We start from the raw sequence: 16,980 nt of genomic DNA, 5'->3' as shown, positions 1-16,980 counted from the left end.
TTGAACAATTAACATCTTTCCTTAAATTTTTAGATTCTAATTAATACAAATTGATTATAACTTATTAAATAAGAATTTTTATCATTTTTTCAGGTTATTGAATAATAATTATAGAAAAAAAATTATCATTAAAACAGAAAAATAAACTAACGAAATTTAATTTTGTTAAAATTACTATCTAGAAAGGCGATTTTTTTTATGTTAGAAATTAATAATAATGTAAAAACCTTAGAAAACAAGCATTGATTTAGTTTATTTACAACCCATAAAAATATGTACACTAATAAATGTGAACAATTAGCTAATGAATATGAAAAATTAGATGAATACTTATATAAATATCATTATCGGTTAAAACAAGGTTATAAAGTAGTTCATTTTGCATCAAGAACAATTATTACAATTTTTGGTGATGTTACTTTTAAACGACGCCGATATAAATATTGAAATCAAAAATCAGGTAAATTTGAATATGTATGTTTATTAGATAAAGAAATTGTTTTATTATCTAAACAACGCATTTATTTTGATGTCCAATTTAAAGTTTTAATTCTTTTAGGTGATGGTAAACGCTATCGTGATGTTTTAAATGCTCTAAATCATTGTTATATTTCAAAAGCTAGTATTTCAAGTATTTTAAATAAATACGATATTGCTGAATATTTTCAACTCGCAGAAAAAGAAACTAAAACTAGAATTGATGTTAAAAATAAGGATTTATATATTCAACTAGATGAGACATTTTTAGCGACATTAGATCAGAAAGTTAAACAAGACCAGAGAATTCGTTTGGTTACTTTTCATACCGGACATAAAGAAAAAAATTATAAAAATGCACGTAGAGAATTAGAAAACAAACGAGGTCATTTTCTAATGTTAAAAGTTGGTAAACGAATAAATACAATGGATTATCGTGATTTATTAATTAAGGAATTACAAAAACATTATGTAAATATTAATTACGACAGAATAATTGTTTGTGGTGATGGTGATACTTGAATTAGAGAAATTGCCAATAGTTTTGGTAATGTTAGATATATTTTAGATGGTTATCATACTATTAAAAAATTAAAACAAACTGCATTTAATATTATTTTTTAAAATCGCAAAGTAACACTAAATAGTTGAATTAAATTATATAAGGATGGCAATCATCAAGAATTAATCAAAAACATTCGTAATGTTGCTAAAAATGAATTAAATAAAGATATTAAAACAAATTTAAGGAAAGCGAGTAATTATTTCAGTAATAATAAGCATGGCATTCATCATCAAAATTTAGAATGAAATATTGGTTGTAGCATTGAAAGTGATGTATCTCATTTAGTAAAACAACAATTAGGATATGGGGCAAAAATATATAATCATAAAAATTTAAATAACCTATTAAATTTAAGAATGGCAAATTTAAACAAATTAAATGTACTACATTACATTAATGAAAATATTAATTCAGAAATAGAAATCAGAAAAGAAATATATAAAAATTCATTATGAAATAAATATAATAATAAAAATGATGATAGTTGAATTAATTATAAAGGTAATGCTGTAACAAATAAATATAATAAATTTAAGTAAGTAAAAATATTAGTTAAAATTTAATAAAATTAATAATTTTTGTTGTGTAAAAATTCAATAATATGATAAAATGAAAAAGAATAAAAATGACAATAACAAGAAAGGCGGGGTTAGTTTAGTAATTAAATAATATAATTAGCTGATTGTTTTACTTCTTCAAAGCAATACCTAAGAAAACTAAACGCGACCTGTTAAGTAAACTTGCTTGACATATATATAGATTAACGATATTATTAATTATGGTTTAAAAAGATAACTAAACCAATAATATTGAGAGGAGTACTTATATTTTATGGTTAAATTAAGACTAAAAAGGACGGGAAGAACTAAACAACCTTTTTATCGTGTTGTTGCTATTGATTCTCGTATTAAAAGAGATGGTGAATATATTGAATTAATTGGAACATATGATTCTTTAAATGATTCGTTAAAAATTAATAAAGAATTAGCTTTAAAGTGATTAACCTTTGGTGCTCAACCAACTGAAACAGTTCGTAGTTTATTTGCAAAAGAAAAAATTATGCAGGCATTTCATGAATTACGACAAAAAAATAAAGCAAAGAAATCAACAGCAGAGAAAAAAGTGATTAAAAAAGAACATTTAGCTAAGGAAGTTAAAAACAAAGTAAATGATGATAAAAGTAGTAATTCTAAATCAACAGTTAAAGTTTCAAAAGAAGCAAAGGGTATTGATAAAAAAAATTCGAGAGAATAAATGGAGTTAGCTAATGATGAATTACATTAATACTGTTAAAATATTAATTAGTCCAATTGTTAAAGATATTAATAATATTCAAATTAGAATGTTAAATGAAAATGACAATGAATTAGAAATTCTTATTATGACTAGTGATAGTGATTTGGCAAGATTAATCGGTAAAAAAGGATTAATTATTGATTCGATTTGTCGTTTAGTTAATGTTAAGGCATCAAGAGAGCAAAAAAGAATTAAAGTATCTTTAGAGGCTTTTAACGAATAATGAAGTTTGTTAAAATTGGTAAGGTTATTAATACTCATGCTTTAAAGGGCGAAGTAAATATTAGATGTTTAATGCCTAAATATGAGCGATTCTTTGATGCTAATCATGATATATATTTTTATGATTCTAATAATTATACTTATGAAATATTAACGGTTGTTAGTTCTAGAAGTCATAAAGGTGATCTTTTAGTTAAATTTAAAAATTATGATTATATTAATGACATTTTATTTTTAAAGACTCAAGATTTATTTCAACTTAGTAATAATCCTCATTTAGTAAATGATGATGAAGTTGAAAACTATATTGGATTACAAGTTATCAATGTTGATGATAATTCACTTATTGGTGAAGTGATTGATTACTTTATTACTAAAGCGCACGGTGTTTTTGTTATTCAAACAGTTATTGGTGAACAAAAAATGTTGGCCGATGTTTCACAGTTTATTATGAATATTCTTTGAGAACAAAATACTGTTTATGTTAAGTTAATTAATAATTGATAAATTATAGAGGAGGCAAGAAATTAATGACAACAATTCAAATTATCACTTTATTTCCCGAACTCTTTGTTAGTTTTATTAATACATCAATTATTAAGAATGCTGTTAAGAAAGAAAAAGTAAAGTTTAATATCATTAATCTTCGTGATTTTGCTATTGATAAGCATCAACAAGTTGATGATTATCAATATGGTGGTGGTAATGGGATGGTATTAATGGCGCCAATTGTAGTTGCGGCGATAAATTATGCTCGTGAGCAAATCCCTAATAGTCAAGTGATTTTATTATCGCCACAAGGAAAAACATTTAAACAGGATATTGCTAGTGAAATGGCTAGTAGTAATAATTCATTAATTTTAGTTTGTGGTCATTACGAAGGTTTTGATGAAAGAATTAGAGATTTTGTTGATATGGAAATATCTATTGGTGATTATGTTCTTAGTGCTGGTGAAATTGCCAGCATGGTTATAAGTGATGCTGTTATTCGCTTATTACCAGGTGTTATTCAAGAAGCATCACATCAAAATGATTCATTTACTAGTAAGTATTTAGATTATCCTGTATTTACTAAACCATTAGTTTTTAATAATCAGCAAGTTCCTGATGTCTTATTATCAGGTCATCATAAAAATATTGATATTTGAAGAAAACAACAAGCGTTTTATAATACATATAAAAAGCGACCAGATTTGATTGATTTAAATCAATCAACACCACAAGAGCAAATTTGAATTACTGAATTAGAAAAAGATAAAAAATAAATAATAATGGAGGGAACAATTGCTATGAATATGCAATTAGATCGACAAATTACTGAACAACAACTTCGTACTGATATTCCAAAATTTAAATCTGGCGATACAGTAAGTGTTGCTGTTGAAATTAATGAAGGTAACAAAAAAAGAACACAAGTTTTTACTGGTTTAGTTTTAAAGCGTCAAGGGTCAGGTATTAGTTCTAGTTTTACCGTAAGAAAACTTACTGGTAGTACTAGTATTGAAAGAACTTTCCCCTTACATTCACCGCTAATAAATAAAATTGAAGTTTTAAAAATTGGTCGTGTTAGAAGAGCGAAGTTATACTATATGTGTGATCTTATTGGTAAAGCTGCAAGAATTAAAGAAGTAGTTAGTTCTAATAAGAGAAATAAGGCATAATAATTAATAAAGGTAAAGGTAGTAGAATTTGCCTTTATTTTTCAATTAAGGAGACATATTAATGGAAAAGTTAAATATTAATTGATTTCCAGGTCATATGGCAAAAGCTATTCGCTTGATGAAAGAAAAATTAGCATTAGTTGATTTAGTAATTGAACTTCGCGATGCGCGAGCCATTAATTCTAGTATTAATCCAATTATTCAAGAATTATTTAAAAATAAACCACGAATTATTATTTTGAATAAAAAAGATTTAAGTGATATGAAAGTAAATCAAGAATGAATGGCATTTTTAAAAAAAGACCCATTAGTTAAAGTAGTATTAACTAATTTATTAGTTGATCAACCCAAAAATGAAATTATTTTATTAATTAATCAATTATTGAAAGATAAAATTAATCATCAAAAATCTCGCGGCATTCCAAATTGACAAATTAAGGTGATGATTATTGGGATTCCTAATGTCGGCAAATCACGGTTAATTAATAACTTAGTTAAAAGAAAAGTAAGTAATGTTGCTAATCAACCAGGAGTTACGAGAGGGATTCAATGAGTCAAGTTAGCGCGAAATATTCATTTACTAGATACGCCGGGAATTTTATGACCTAAACTTGATGATCCACTAGTGGCAGTGCATTTGTCATTAATTGGAGCTATTAAAGAGCAATTATTACCATTTATTGATATTAGTTACTATGCGTTTAATTTTTTAGCAAAACATTATCCTCATATTTTAAAGGAACATTATGCACTTATTATTCAATGAAAACAAGATATGCAAACTAAAGAAATGGATTGTTATTTTTTACAAATGGCGAAAGCAAAAAATGTATTAGGTTCTTCTGAACAACAAATTATTCAAATGATGAAAAATTTTTATTTTGCTTTTACAAAAGGAACAATTAAAAATATTTCCTGAGAAAGACCGAAATAATAATGGGGGCGTATTAAATAAATATTGACATTATAATTTTGTTTTTGGTTTGTATCCGCTATTTTAATTTTTAAAGATTAAAAAGTGGTATGGCAACCCTTCTTTGGGCAATTTTTATGTAGACTATCATTTTCTAAATTCAACAGGCGTTAAATAATTTAAACTGCAAGATAATCACACTGTCGAAGAAAATGAATTAATTTACTTGCGAAAAGAAAACCAACAATTACGAATGGAAAATGACATTTTAAAGCAAGTAGCACTGATAATTGGAAAAAAATAGGAATTATTAACAATAATAAAGAAAAATATTCCGTGCTAAAAATGTGTCAAATATTAAAAATAGCAAAATCAACATATTGTTATCAAACTAATAATTGTGTTAAGTATGATGTTAATAATTATGAAGAAGAAGTTATCAGTGCATTTAATAAAAGTCGTAAAATTTATGGTGCTCGTAAAATTAAAGCTGTTTTAATGAGGAAAGATATTATCTTATCATGTCGAAAAATCAGATTCCTTATGATTAAAAATAATTTGGTTTCTAAATACAACAAATTAAAATATCGTAATCATAAAACAATGGTTAATAATGACCAAATTAGTAATGTTTTAAATCGTCAATTTAATAACAAAAAACCTAATGAAGTTGTTGTTAGTGATTTAACATATGTGCAAGTTGGAGGAAAATGACATTATATTTGTTTATTAATTGACTTGTTTAATCGAGAAACAATTGGCTATAGTTCCGGACCAAACAAAACCGCTGAACTGGTTCAACAAGCTTTTCATAAAATAACACGACCATTAAATAAAATAACTTTATTTCATACTGATCGTGGTAATGAGTTCAAAAATAAAATCATTGATGAAATTTTAATAACCTTTAATATTAAAAGATCATTGAGTGCGAAGGGTTGTCCTTATGACAATGCTGTGGCTGAAACAACTTACAAAACTTTTAAAACGGAATTTATCAAGGGTAAAAAATTTGAAAATTTAACACAATTAAAATGCAAATTATTTGATTTTGTTAATTGATACAATAATCTTAGAGCACATGGCAGTTTAAATTATTTAACGCCTGTTGAATTTAGAAAATGACAGTCTACATAAAAAGTGTCCAAAAAAGGGTTGCCATACCATGTTTCATCGAGAAATAATTGGCTATAGCGCCAGACCAAACAAAACCGCTAAACTAGTTCAACAAGCTTTTCATAAAATAACACGACCATTAAATAAAATAACTTTATTTCATACTGATCGTCGTAATGAGTTCAAAAATAAAATCATTGATGAAATTTTAATAACCTTTAATATTAAAAGATCATTGAGTGCGAAGGGTTGTCCTTATGACAATGCTGTGGCTGAAACAACTTACAAAACTTTTAAAACGGAATTTATCAAGGGTAAAAAATTTGAAAATTTAACACAATTAAAATGCAAATTATTTGATTTTGTTAATTGATACAATAATCTTAGAATACATGGCAGTTTAAATTATTTAACGCCTGTTGAATTTAGAAAATGACAGTCTACATAAAAAGTGTCCAAAAAAGGGTTGCCATACCAGCTATTAAAGATAATAACTGTATCTATCAAATTGATTTTAATGTCCTTAAATCTTATGATAATAAACTCATCGCCTTATCAACCAACAAAACTGTTAACAGTATTAATTATCTCAATACCGATATTGATATTCGTTACGGTATTAATATTTTTACCTTAACTTTTCCACTTTATCACAAAGATAATACTTCTAAATATAATTTTAAAATTTATGACTTTAATGTGCTTAATTCAACGGCATTTATCCCTGATGGTTCCGCCAATTCAGAATTGGATGACCTAATTCCGCCACCAAATTGCAAATATTCCGGACGATGAATACCAACATTTAATGATATTGGTTGTGCCATTCAAAATGCTGGTATTAAAATGCTAAACTGAATGCTGACAGCGTCACAAATCATTACAATTTTACGCCCGTTAGCAATTATTGCAAAAGCAACAGTTAACTTTTCAACCGCCATTTTTCCAGTTTTTAAAACGGTACCAGCTTTTTATTATACCTTTCAATTTTTAATCGGTTTTGCCATTTTTCTTTTAATTTTGTAGAAAAATCTTGATAAAATAAAAAAAATCATCAACTTGATAATTTTAAAAGGCTTTTATGTAAAATTACTATTTTTACTTTAATTTTTTATACATTAAAATATAATACCGCTGTTTGTTGGTTTCGAGTTAAACCCTTATGTTGGTATTTTCATTTTCAGAGATTTAAATAATTTTGAATATTAGTAAAACCTAAACCATGATAATGAATTAAGGCTTCTTTAAGGCTAGATTATAATTTACTGATTTTATTTAAGTTACGATAACTAGCTTCAGGATTAATTGTTGTTTTAGTTACACATAAAGTAGAATTTGTTTGTTTTGCTACTAAAAAATATAATTTTTGCATATCAGAAGTAATAATTGAATTTTGGTTAATTAATTCTTTGTTCATATTTTCAATAACTCATTGTTTTTGTAAACGTTTGGTGTTTGTGGATTTAACATAAATACTGTTGTTGTTATCAACAGCCATTTAAATACAGCATTTAGTATTAGTTGCGAATGGGTCAAGGCGAATTCTTCGTGGATCAGTTTTATGTTTGAAATTTCCTTTATGAATTTCTTTAATAAATGTTTCATCGATTTGAATTTTACCAGATAATTTTTTAAATTTTAATTGGGTATTTTCTAATTGTTTTGATTTCATTAATTTTTGACGATTATATCAAGCAGTTTTTAATGTATTTTTAATAAAACGAGAAATTGTTTTACTAGATTGCCCCAGCAATGAAATTTGAATCAATAAATTTCATTGTTCATAATTTAAATGACTTCAATAAATAAAATGATTACGAAAAGCGTCAAAACTTGCACGGCAATTTTTACATAAATATTTTTGTTTTCCTTCTGAATTATGTCCATTTTTAACGCAATGGCAAGATTCCCGTTTAGGTCATTTAATACCTTGTGCTTTAAATTTTTGATCAATTTCATTTAAACGTTTTTGTTTTTTTATTAATTCTGCTTGTTGTTTGACTTTTTCATAAAATTCTAAAAATTGATCATCTGTTAAACTATTTACTAGTTATTGAATTATTTTTCCCATAATTATTATCCACCTCTATCATATTAAAAATATACCTAAAATTAAGTATATTCAATAAATATCAAGAGTTTTCGACAAAATTAAAAAAATATTCTCAAAAAATTATTGCTATTACAGGTTCACATTATCCTAATGTTTATATTAAAAAAGTTGCTAACGATATGGTTCAGCAATTAGTTAATCATCAAAAAATTTTAATGACTTCATTTAATGCTGGGGTTGAAATATTAGTTCATCAATTAATTAAAGAAAATAGTATTTCTGGAAATAGTGTGTTTATTATTAATGATAGTAATAATTATGATGCAAACCAACAAGAATTGCTTTTGTATCTTAAAAGATATCATTTAGTAATTAGTGAATATCCGCTTCATATGACAAGAGAAAATATTAGTCCAATTGATAGTAATGTTCAAAAAATCTTATTAGGATTATCAAAAGCATTATTGGTATTACCGTTTGCTGATGAAAAAAATTGTTCACTCATTAGTAGATACTGCTTTTAATGAAAATAAAGATGTTTTTGCAGTTCCTAATCAAATTTATGAGAACTTTGCTACTAATAATCTTATTAAAAATAGTGCTAAATTAGTGCAAACTATTGATGATATTTTATAAACTTGATAAAGTCTTTAAAATGTACTAAAATATTGCCGTATTTATAAAAATATTGAGAATCAAAAGATTCTTTTAAGGAGTAAAGTGTTATGAGTAAAAATGTTGTTATTATGGAGTCGCCAACGAAAACTAAAGCGGTACAAAAGTATCTCGGAGATGATTATACTGTTGTTTCTTCCGAGGGACATATTACCAATTTAGCGAATAAAGGTAAATATTATTTAGGGATTGACTTACAAACATTTACTCCATATTTTCGAATTGAAAGTAAGAAAAAGCCACTTGTTAAGAAATTACAAGGTTGAGTAAAAGATGCCGATAAAATTTTTCTGGCAACTGATCCCGATCGTGAAGGAGAAGTAATTTCATATCATTTAAATGAAGTTTTAAAAATTTAAAGTAAATCCGTTCGGGTGAGTTTTAATGAAATTACTAAAGATATTGTTATTGAAGCATTTAAAGTACCAAGAGAGTTAGATATGAATTTAGTTCATTCACAAGAAGCAAGAAGAATGATTGATCGGATGATTGGTTTTCGGTTAATTAAGTTATTGCAAAATAAAATTCGTTCAAAATCAGCAGGAAGAGTTCAGTCAGTAGCTTTAAAACTTCTTGTGTTGCGAGAAAAAGAACATCAAATTTTTATTCCCGAACAATATTGAACAATTGAAGCTTATTGAAAGCAACATATTTTAAAATTAACAAAATATTTAAATAAAAATATTGAGATTAAAACTGAAGCAGATTCTCAAAATATTATTAAAAATTTAAGTAGTAAATATAAAGTTATTGATATTCAAGAAAAACCTCGAATTAGACAAGCGAATAATCCTTATACTACTTCAACAATGTTATAGGGCGGGTCATCACGATTAAATTTTGCTGATAATAAAACATCTTTATTAGCACAACAATTATATGAAGGAATTGATATTGATGGATTGTTAACAGGATTTATTACTTATCCAAGAACTGATTCAATTCGTTTAAGTGATAAATTTGTTAGTGATACTTTTGCTTTTATTACGGAATCATTAGGTAAAGATTATTTAGGACAAGTAAAAATTACTAAAAAGAAAAACAATGTTCAAGATGCGCATGAATCAATTCGGCCAACAGATATTTTAATGACTCCTGAGAAGGCAAAAAATTATTTAGGTAAAGATCAATTACGACTTTATAAACTAATTTACAATCGGGCGATGGCATCATTAATGGCTCCAGCAAAAATTACGGGAAAAACTAGTATTTTGGATAATAATGATTATGAATTTCGGTTGACAGGACAAACAATTTTATTTTTAGGATTTTTAAAATATTATCAAATTGATGAAGAAGATAATATTAGTATTAAATTACCAGCTTGAAAAATTGGTGATGTGGTAAATATTAAAGATATTAAGGCATTGCAACATTGAACCAAACCAAAAACACGATATAGTGAGGCACGATTAATTAAAACATTGGAAGAATTAGGAGTAGGGCGACCTAGTACTTATGCTCCAATTATGAGAACTTTGCGCGAATGAGGGATATGTTTTATTTGAGAATAAGGCTTTAAAAGCTAGTGAAAAGGGAATTTTAACTAGTGATAAACTGCAAGAGTTTTTTCAAGATATTATTAGTGAATCATATACTTCACAAGTAGAGTCACAATTAGATTTAATTAGTCACGGTGAAAAAGATTATCAAGAGTTATTTGGTTCTTTTTGAGAAAAATTTGAACCTCGTGTTGAAGAAGCTTTTGAAAAAATGGTGGAAGTCGCGATTGAAAAGATGGGTACTAAATGTCCAAGGTGTGATAATGATTTAGTTTATCGTTTTGGAAAGTATGGTAAATTTATTGGTTGTTCAACATTTCCGAAATGTCGTTATATTTCATCATTAAATCCATTTAATTTAGGATTTTGTCCACAATGTATTGAAGGTGAAAAAGTTATTAAAGTTAATCGTCGTAATCAAAAATTTATTGCTTGTAGGAATTATCCTGAATGTGATTTTGTCGAATCTTATGAACAGTCCAAAGATGAAACAGAAAAAACAACATTAGAATAAGTAATTTTTTTAATTTTGCAGAAAACTCTTGATATTTATTGAATATACTTAATTTTAGGTATATTTTTAATGGATTGGATTGGATAGGTTACAATAAGTTGGACCATATTTATGTGGACTTTCAAATAAAATAAAATTATTAAGAAAGTAGGAAGATAAAAATGGGGAAAACTCATATTCAAATGAATTTAAAAAAAATTGTCATGCTTTATCAAAACGGAAAAAGCATTGTTGAAATTATTAAAGAATACGGAATTTCAAAATCAGCCGTATATCAGTGAATTGAAAATTTTAATAATTTTGGGTCATTTAAAGTGCAAGATAATCGCACTGTCGAAGAAAATGAATTAATTTACTTGCGAAAAGAAAACCAACAATTACGAATGGAAAATGATATTTTAAAGCAAGCAGCACTGATAATTGGCAAAAAATAGGAATTATTAACAATAATAAAGAAAAATATCCCGTGCTAAAAATGTGTCAAATATTAAAAATAGCAAAATCAACATATTATTATCAAACTAATAATTGTGTTAAGTATGATGTTAATAATTATGAAGAAGAAGTTATCAGTGCATTTAATAAAAGTCGTAAAATTTATGGTGCTCGTAAAATTAAAGCTGTTTTAATGAGAAAAGATATTATCTTATCACGTCGAAAAATCAGATTTCTTATGATCAAAAATAATTTTTTAATTTTGTAGAAAACTCTTGATATTTATTGAATATACTTAATTTTAGGTATATTTTTAATATGATAGAGGTGGATAATAATTATGGAAAAAATAATTCAAGAACTAGTAAATACTTTAACAGATGATCAATTTTTAGAATTTTATGAAAAAGTCAAACAACAAGCAGAATTAATAAAAAAACAAAAACGTTTAAATTAAATTGATCAAAAATTTAGAGCACAAGGTATTAAATGCCCTAAATGTGAATCTTACCATTGCTTTAAAAATGGACATAATTCAGAAGGAAAACAAAAATATTTATGTAAAAATTGCCGTGCAAGTTTTGACGCTTTTCGTAATCATTTTATTTATTGAAGTCATTTAAATTATGAACAATGAAATTTATTGATTCAAATTTCATTGCTGGGGCAATCTAGTAAAACAATTTCTTGTTTTATTAAAACTACATTAAAAACCGCTTGATATAATCGTCAAAAATTAATGAAATCAAAACAATTAGAAAATACCCAATTAAAATTTAAAAAATTATCTGGTAAAATCCAAATCGATGAAACATTTATTAAAGAAATTCATAAAAGAAATTTCAAACATAAAACTGATCCACGAAGAATTCACCTTGACCCATTCGCAACTAACACTAAATGCTGTATTCAAATGGCAGTTGATAATAATAACAATATTTATGTTAAATCCATAAGCGCCAAACGTTTACAAAAACAATGAGTTATTGAAAATATGAACAAAGAATTAATTAACAAAAATTCAATTATTACTTCTGATATGCAAAAATTATATTTTTTAGTAGCAAAACAAAAAAATTCTACTTTATGTTTAACTAAAACAACAATTAATCCTGAAGCTAGTTATCGTAACTTAAATAAAATCAGTAAATTACAATCTAGTCTTAAAGAAACCTTAATTCATTATCATGGTTTAGGTTTTACTAATATTCAAAATTATTTAAATCTCTGAAAATGAAAATACCAACATAAGGGTTTAACTCCAAACCAACAAACAGCGGTATTATATTTTAATGTATAAAAAATTAAAGTAAAAATAGTAATTTTACATAAAAGCCTTTTAAAATTATCAAGTTGATGATTTTTTTTATTTTATCAATAGTTTTCGACAAAATTAAAACATTTTTCTAATAATATTAAGGATTTTCGTGTAATATATATATATATATAATTGAAAAAATAAAGTAATAAAGGAGTTAAAATAATGAAAATTTTAAATATAATAGCTCTTTCAACATTAACAATATTACCAATAATTGGCTGTTCTAAAAAAGAAAATAAATCAGTAGAACAAAAAAATAAAGTTCATGATTTTGAAATCAGAAATCTAGAAAAATTGAGGTTTTGAATTTCGAATTCAACAAATAATATTACATAAGTTCAAATAAATAAAATAGATAATAACAATCTAAATGAAAAATTACCAGAATTAAGAAATTTAGAAAACCTTATTTTCTTATTTACACAAAAATTACAAAATAATCAGAGCAAACAAGATAAAATTAGGCAACTAATAAATACAGACAGCCAAGAAACCGCCATGCGAAATACATGAGTAATTAATAAAAAAATAACAATTAAAGCACAAGGTACAAATTTAGATGACTTCAAATATGATAGTTTAGGAAATATTGGTCCTACTTATGATGATAATAAAATAGATTACATATTAAGAAGTACAAATAATTTTAAAATTGAAATTGAAAATCCTTAATAACTAAATTCAAAAACTGTTAAAATTACTACTTCCAAAAAATAGTTTTCTATGACGATAATGCTCTTAAACAACTTTTTCATTTTTTATATTTTGGCAAAATAAAAAGGCAGTATTTAAATTTAAATACTGCCTTAAATTAAAATTTGAACTCAGATTATTCTACATAACACATATAAGAAATATTTTTCTCTTTTAATTAAATTTACTCTATTCCTAGTCAATCGCCTTCGGTGTTGGTTATAATGACAAAACCATCATTTTCATTATCTAATATTTCAAAATAACCATTTATTTCTTCGAAATGAAGTACTATTATTTTTAAAAAAGTGTTGAAATCTTCATTTGTGACACTTCCGCCTCAACCAGAATGGTCATTTATAACAAATTTATTTTTAATAATTTTTATAATGTTGGCTTGTGAATTTTTATTTTGTTTGATTTCATTTCATGTGTTTTTGTTAATTTTAATTTTTAATTTATCATGGGCTAGAAATTTATATCATTTTTCAATGTTATCATAAACATTATGATGAATTGAAGTTGGCAACGCAATATCAGATGTTGCATGATGATGAAAAGCAAAATACATTCATGTTCCTGCAATTGCTAATCCTCCAATTACTAAGGATAACCCTAGAGTTTCTGGAGCTAAAGCGGTCGCAGTACCGCATTACCGACTTCCCCGGCTATAACCCCGCCTTCAACTGCTGCTGTTTCGGCAACAGTAATTGTTTCTGCAGCGGCTAAGCTTTCTCTTGCGCTTGTTGATAAGAGCGGAGTCATTTCCATTGCTTCTGCATTTGTGACACTAGTGGCAGCAGGGCCGCTAATAGTCATTTTGGTTCCATAAGCTGTTAATGCCCCTCCACTTAAAGCTGCTAATCCAGTATTTGTTAATTTTTCTTTAAAAGTTTTTTTATCATTTTCAGATAATGTTTGATAATAACGATTAATTTCATTTAATTTTTTTAATTTTTCTTCTTTTGAAAGAGCGTTGTATTTATTTATTGCCTTGGTAGCTGTTATTTGTGCATTGATAATATTTTTGTTTATTGGTTTATTTACTACAGGTACATTTTGCTTGATTTTATTATTGTTTTTAATTAAGTTAATTTCTAAATTTTCATCATTTTTTAAACTTTTTTCTTCTGTTTTTTTATCTACAAAATGATATTCATCTTTTTGTAATGGGGTTGTTGGTGGTAAATTATTTGGTCTTTTTGTTGTATCAACTACCGGGATATTTCCCTGATTGCCATTAATAGCAATAGGGTGATTTGTTCGTTCTTCTTCTGGTGTTAAAGCAAAATTATAATGAGTTCCACCACTAACATGAGATACTGCTATATTATTATTTGCATTTTGATGCACGGGTTGATAAGGACCATCATTATCTACACTAATATTATCATTGATAAGATTATTCATTGCTATTATTTCTGGTGTCCCCCCTCGTGTTGAAGGTTGTCTCATTCTTATTAAGTAATTATCGATATTAACTTCATTATTTTCAATAATATTAATAAGATTTCGAAATGTTTGATTTTGGTTTTCTAATAATAAATTTTTTTGTCTATCTAAATTGTCTCTGATATAATCGATAACACGATTGCGAAAGGCAACTCTTACTAAATTATTTGCTGCCTGATCTTTGTATCATAATTGATTTAAATCTCTATTATCTTCTAAATCATATTGTTGTAGTAATTTTTGAATATGTAATAAATATTTTAAATTTTCTTCACCAAATAATTGGATAAATCGATTTCCAAATTCTTCATTATTATTTCTCTCCGACAATAAGTAAGATGTTGATACCGATCAAAACAAACAACTATCGTACTTAGGAACATCATATGTTGGCTGTAATAATGTTTTTAATTCTTTTTGAGTTTCTTTTAAATTGTTTTTAATTTTTATTTTTTGTTCTTGTGTTAAATTTTGTTAATTTTTTAGTAATTTATTACATAATTGTATTTTTGTCTTTAAATTCTGAAATTTTCTTAAAAAATATTCCACTTCTGTATTATTTGTTTTTTCTGCAATATTTAAAGCTGTGTCATTATTGTTATTTTTAGCATTAACATCAGCATCATGAGCAAGTAATAATTTTACAATTTCTGTACAACCATTTTGTGCCGCATAATGTAAAGGGGTGTTTTTATCCATATTTTCTGCGTCTACATCAGCACACCATGAGCAAGCAACTCTTTAACAATTTCTAAGTGACCGTCATGTGCGGCACGATGTAAAGGAGAAGGAATAGCGTGTCCAATATCTTGTGTATTAACCTCAGCACCATTCATTATTATTTACATTAATAAGTTCTGATTTTTTTGTAATTATTAATTCAAGTAAGTCTAAATTGCCTTCTGAAATTACTGACCTTATTAAATTATAATTATGATCTGTATTTATAAATTTTAATATGTTTTTATATCCTGTTTTTAGAAATTTAATTTCATCTTTACTTGCTTCGAATAAATTTTCAAGAAATTGTAAAATTACATTTATATATTCTTTATTTTTATAATTTTCAATTATAATCTCAATTTTAGGTTTAACCTTTGTTTCTCAATTTTGATTTGTTTTCAATGATGCTTCAAAAATTTCGTTTAGTTCTTTATAATTTTCACTTAAAAAATTTGAAACAATAATTCGTTCATTTAATTTTTTAAAAATTTCTTTTCTTTTTTGTTCTAAATTTTTACTAGCCGCTATTCAACCACCTATTAATTGTGGTTCATAATCTTTTCACTTAAGTGAATTAATTTTACCATCAAATATTTTTTGAACATTTGTTGGAATATTTTTAAATTCAACTTTTTGACCATTTTTTTCATAATTAAAACATTTAAGATAAGGACCAAAACGCATTGCTTTGCTAATGATAAAAATTAATCGCGCTAACTTATCTTTTATTGTTTGAATTTCTTCTTCTGTTCTTGTTGAATCATGAGTATAATTTGATAAATTTGCAATTATTTTATTTAAATTTTCTTTATTAATATTAATATTTTGATTCACGGCATTTAGGCCTTTATTTTGATATGACCCATTATAATTTAATTGATTTTTATTTATTGAATATTTTTTATTATTTCTTCATTTATTTTATTTTATTTGATTTTTTTATGTTGAATTGTATGAATATTACTTTGAATAATTGAATTTATTTCATTAAATATACTATCTCATTCATAGCTCTCTATAAAATTCATACTTTTTTTAAAAAACTTATAGTTTCTTTTTTTATTTCTTGAATTTTCTGATAATTATTATTACACAATGTCACATATTTTAATATTTTTTGTTTTATCTCATCATCTTTACAACTATTGGCAATTTCATCAAACTTATTATCATTTATAAGACTTATAGTTTTTTTATTTTCTTCATAATTTTTACTCAATTCACTTTTTAGTTGTTTTTTACGTTTATCAATTTCTTTGATTATATCTTTATTATTTTTAATTTTTTCTAAATCTAATGATTTAACACCATCCTCTATTTTTTCTCATTCATCTAATTGCTTTTCAAATTTCTGTTTTTCCT

At 25.6% G+C, this 16,980-nt stretch carries 23 protein-coding genes and 6 pseudogenes; 21 read left to right on the top strand and 8 right to left on the bottom strand.

All coding sequences use genetic code 4. The features are described 5' to 3' along the window. Positions 1-198 precede the first annotated feature (198 nt). The 11 genes and pseudogenes from I5Q57_RS01090 (at position 199) to I5Q57_RS01040 (ending at position 7,276) form a co-directional block, all read left to right on the top strand. On the top strand, positions 199-1,101 hold the full coding sequence (locus tag I5Q57_RS01090; RefSeq protein ID WP_215826411.1) for an Mbov_0401 family ICE element transposase-like protein: 903 nt from the start codon (positions 199-201) through the stop codon (positions 1,099-1,101). A gap of 297 nt (positions 1,102-1,398) precedes the next feature. Then, positions 1,399-1,581, top strand: a complete 183-nt coding sequence (locus I5Q57_RS01085) for a hypothetical protein (protein ID WP_215825990.1) — start codon at positions 1,399-1,401, stop codon at positions 1,579-1,581. Positions 1,582-1,873: 292 nt separating this feature from the next. Continuing rightward, positions 1,874-2,296, top strand: coding sequence for a 30S ribosomal protein S16 (gene rpsP, locus I5Q57_RS09785; protein WP_215826410.1), 423 nt, complete (start codon positions 1,874-1,876; stop codon positions 2,294-2,296). A 13-nt stretch (positions 2,297-2,309) separates the two neighbouring features. Next, the gene (locus I5Q57_RS01075; RefSeq protein WP_215826409.1) at positions 2,310-2,561 is read left to right on the top strand and encodes a KH domain-containing protein; all 252 of its coding nucleotides are present in this window, start codon (positions 2,310-2,312) and stop codon (positions 2,559-2,561) included. Next, positions 2,561-3,067 carry a ribosome maturation factor RimM gene (gene rimM, locus I5Q57_RS01070; protein WP_215826408.1) on the top strand — a complete coding sequence of 169 codons (507 nt, stop codon included), beginning with the start codon at positions 2,561-2,563 and terminating at the stop codon, positions 3,065-3,067. Before I5Q57_RS01075 ends, rimM begins: the two co-directional genes overlap by 1 nt. 23 nt (positions 3,068-3,090) lie before the next feature. Next, the gene (gene trmD / locus I5Q57_RS01065) at positions 3,091-3,825 is read left to right on the top strand and encodes a tRNA (guanosine(37)-N1)-methyltransferase TrmD (RefSeq protein ID WP_215826407.1); all 735 of its coding nucleotides are present in this window, start codon (positions 3,091-3,093) and stop codon (positions 3,823-3,825) included. Positions 3,826-3,849: 24 nt separating this feature from the next. Then, complete coding sequence (gene rplS / locus I5Q57_RS01060; RefSeq protein WP_215827027.1) at positions 3,850-4,221, top strand: 50S ribosomal protein L19; 372 nt, start codon at positions 3,850-3,852, stop codon at positions 4,219-4,221. Positions 4,222-4,282: 61 nt separating this feature from the next. Next, positions 4,283-5,155 (top strand): ribosome biogenesis GTPase YlqF, encoded by an 873-nt coding sequence (ylqF, locus tag I5Q57_RS01055; RefSeq protein WP_215826406.1) that lies wholly within the window; start codon positions 4,283-4,285, stop codon positions 5,153-5,155. 195 nt (positions 5,156-5,350) lie between these two features. Beyond that, positions 5,351-6,271 (top strand): IS3 family transposase, encoded by a 921-nt coding sequence (locus I5Q57_RS01050; RefSeq protein ID WP_215827026.1) that lies wholly within the window; start codon positions 5,351-5,353, stop codon positions 6,269-6,271. A 28-nt stretch (positions 6,272-6,299) separates the two neighbouring features. Next, a pseudogene (locus I5Q57_RS01045) lies at positions 6,300-6,698 on the top strand (IS3 family transposase); the annotation flags it as partial. Further along, complete coding sequence (locus I5Q57_RS01040) at positions 6,683-7,276, top strand: hypothetical protein (protein WP_215826404.1); 594 nt, start codon at positions 6,683-6,685, stop codon at positions 7,274-7,276. The pseudogene I5Q57_RS01045 and the gene I5Q57_RS01040, both read left to right, overlap by 16 nt. 229 nt (positions 7,277-7,505) lie before the next feature. On the opposite strand, the gene I5Q57_RS01035 is transcribed toward I5Q57_RS01040, so the two are convergent. The 3 genes and pseudogenes from I5Q57_RS01035 to I5Q57_RS09995 form a co-directional block, all read right to left on the bottom strand. Beyond that, a complete protein-coding gene (locus I5Q57_RS01035) occupies positions 7,506-7,748 on the bottom strand; it encodes a hypothetical protein (RefSeq protein WP_215826403.1) in 243 nt (80 codons plus the stop codon). Further along, positions 7,749-8,018 (bottom strand): hypothetical protein, encoded by a 270-nt coding sequence (locus I5Q57_RS01030; RefSeq protein WP_215826402.1) that lies wholly within the window; start codon positions 8,016-8,018, stop codon positions 7,749-7,751. A gap of 93 nt (positions 8,019-8,111) precedes the next feature. Continuing rightward, positions 8,112-8,177, bottom strand: a pseudogene (locus I5Q57_RS09995) (hypothetical protein); the annotation flags it as partial. Between the two features lie 146 nt (positions 8,178-8,323). Between I5Q57_RS09995 and I5Q57_RS01025 the strand changes: the two are divergent. From I5Q57_RS01025 to I5Q57_RS00985, 10 genes and pseudogenes are all read left to right on the top strand, one after another. Further along, a pseudogene (locus I5Q57_RS01025) lies at positions 8,324-8,939 on the top strand (DNA-processing protein DprA). Positions 8,940-9,028: 89 nt separating this feature from the next. Next, positions 9,029-9,337 (top strand): toprim domain-containing protein, encoded by a 309-nt coding sequence (locus I5Q57_RS09265; protein ID WP_246534705.1) that lies wholly within the window; start codon positions 9,029-9,031, stop codon positions 9,335-9,337. An 81-nt stretch (positions 9,338-9,418) separates the two neighbouring features. Then, a pseudogene (locus I5Q57_RS09260) lies at positions 9,419-10,492 on the top strand (DNA topoisomerase). Further along, positions 10,437-10,994 carry a topoisomerase DNA-binding C4 zinc finger domain-containing protein gene (locus I5Q57_RS09255; protein ID WP_246534704.1) on the top strand — a complete coding sequence of 186 codons (558 nt, stop codon included), beginning with the start codon at positions 10,437-10,439 and terminating at the stop codon, positions 10,992-10,994. Before I5Q57_RS09260 ends, I5Q57_RS09255 begins: the two are co-directional and overlap by 56 nt. A 161-nt stretch (positions 10,995-11,155) precedes the next feature. Continuing rightward, a complete protein-coding gene (locus tag I5Q57_RS01010; protein ID WP_215826400.1) occupies positions 11,156-11,428 on the top strand; it encodes a helix-turn-helix domain-containing protein in 273 nt (90 codons plus the stop codon). Between the two features lie 41 nt (positions 11,429-11,469). Continuing rightward, positions 11,470-11,697: an IS3 family transposase gene (locus I5Q57_RS01005; protein ID WP_215826399.1), complete on the top strand. Its 228-nt coding sequence runs from the start codon at positions 11,470-11,472 to the stop codon at positions 11,695-11,697. A gap of 189 nt (positions 11,698-11,886) precedes the next feature. Next, positions 11,887-11,970: pseudogene (locus tag I5Q57_RS09990) on the top strand (hypothetical protein); the annotation flags it as partial. A 102-nt stretch (positions 11,971-12,072) separates the two neighbouring features. Next, positions 12,073-12,729 (top strand): transposase, encoded by a 657-nt coding sequence (locus tag I5Q57_RS00995; protein WP_215826398.1) that lies wholly within the window; start codon positions 12,073-12,075, stop codon positions 12,727-12,729. Between the two features lie 183 nt (positions 12,730-12,912). Next, a complete protein-coding gene (locus I5Q57_RS00990; protein ID WP_215826397.1) occupies positions 12,913-13,086 on the top strand; it encodes a hypothetical protein in 174 nt (57 codons plus the stop codon). A gap of 162 nt (positions 13,087-13,248) precedes the next feature. Next, complete coding sequence (locus tag I5Q57_RS00985; protein WP_215826396.1) at positions 13,249-13,422, top strand: hypothetical protein; 174 nt, start codon at positions 13,249-13,251, stop codon at positions 13,420-13,422. A gap of 205 nt (positions 13,423-13,627) precedes the next feature. Here the strand turns inward: I5Q57_RS00985 and I5Q57_RS00980 are convergent, their stop codons facing one another. The 5 genes and pseudogenes from I5Q57_RS00980 to I5Q57_RS00960 all read right to left on the bottom strand — a co-directional run bounded on the left by I5Q57_RS00980 (position 13,628) and on the right by I5Q57_RS00960 (position 16,494). Then, entirely contained in the window at positions 13,628-14,014 is a 387-nt protein-coding gene (locus tag I5Q57_RS00980; RefSeq protein ID WP_215826395.1) for a hypothetical protein, read from the bottom strand. A 59-nt stretch (positions 14,015-14,073) separates the two neighbouring features. Then, positions 14,074-15,225: an OTU domain-containing protein gene (locus I5Q57_RS00975; RefSeq protein ID WP_215826394.1), complete on the bottom strand. Its 1,152-nt coding sequence runs from the start codon at positions 15,223-15,225 to the stop codon at positions 14,074-14,076. 144 nt (positions 15,226-15,369) lie between these two features. After that, a pseudogene (locus tag I5Q57_RS00970) lies at positions 15,370-15,603 on the bottom strand (ankyrin repeat domain-containing protein); the annotation flags it as partial. A 2-nt stretch (positions 15,604-15,605) separates the two neighbouring features. Then, a complete protein-coding gene (locus tag I5Q57_RS09810) occupies positions 15,606-15,731 on the bottom strand; it encodes an ankyrin repeat domain-containing protein (protein WP_215826392.1) in 126 nt (41 codons plus the stop codon). Then, positions 15,712-16,494, bottom strand: coding sequence for a ribosome-inactivating family protein (locus I5Q57_RS00960; protein ID WP_256444920.1), 783 nt, complete (start codon positions 16,492-16,494; stop codon positions 15,712-15,714). Before I5Q57_RS00960 ends, I5Q57_RS09810 begins: the two co-directional genes overlap by 20 nt. Between the last annotated feature and the right edge of the window lie 486 nt (positions 16,495-16,980).

It is taken from the genome of Spiroplasma endosymbiont of 'Nebria riversi', assembly GCF_018831625.1.
Classification (GTDB): Bacteria; Bacillota_I; Bacilli_A; order Mycoplasmatales; family Nriv7; genus Nriv7.
This window is presented reverse-complemented; position numbering and strand designations above follow the sequence as displayed.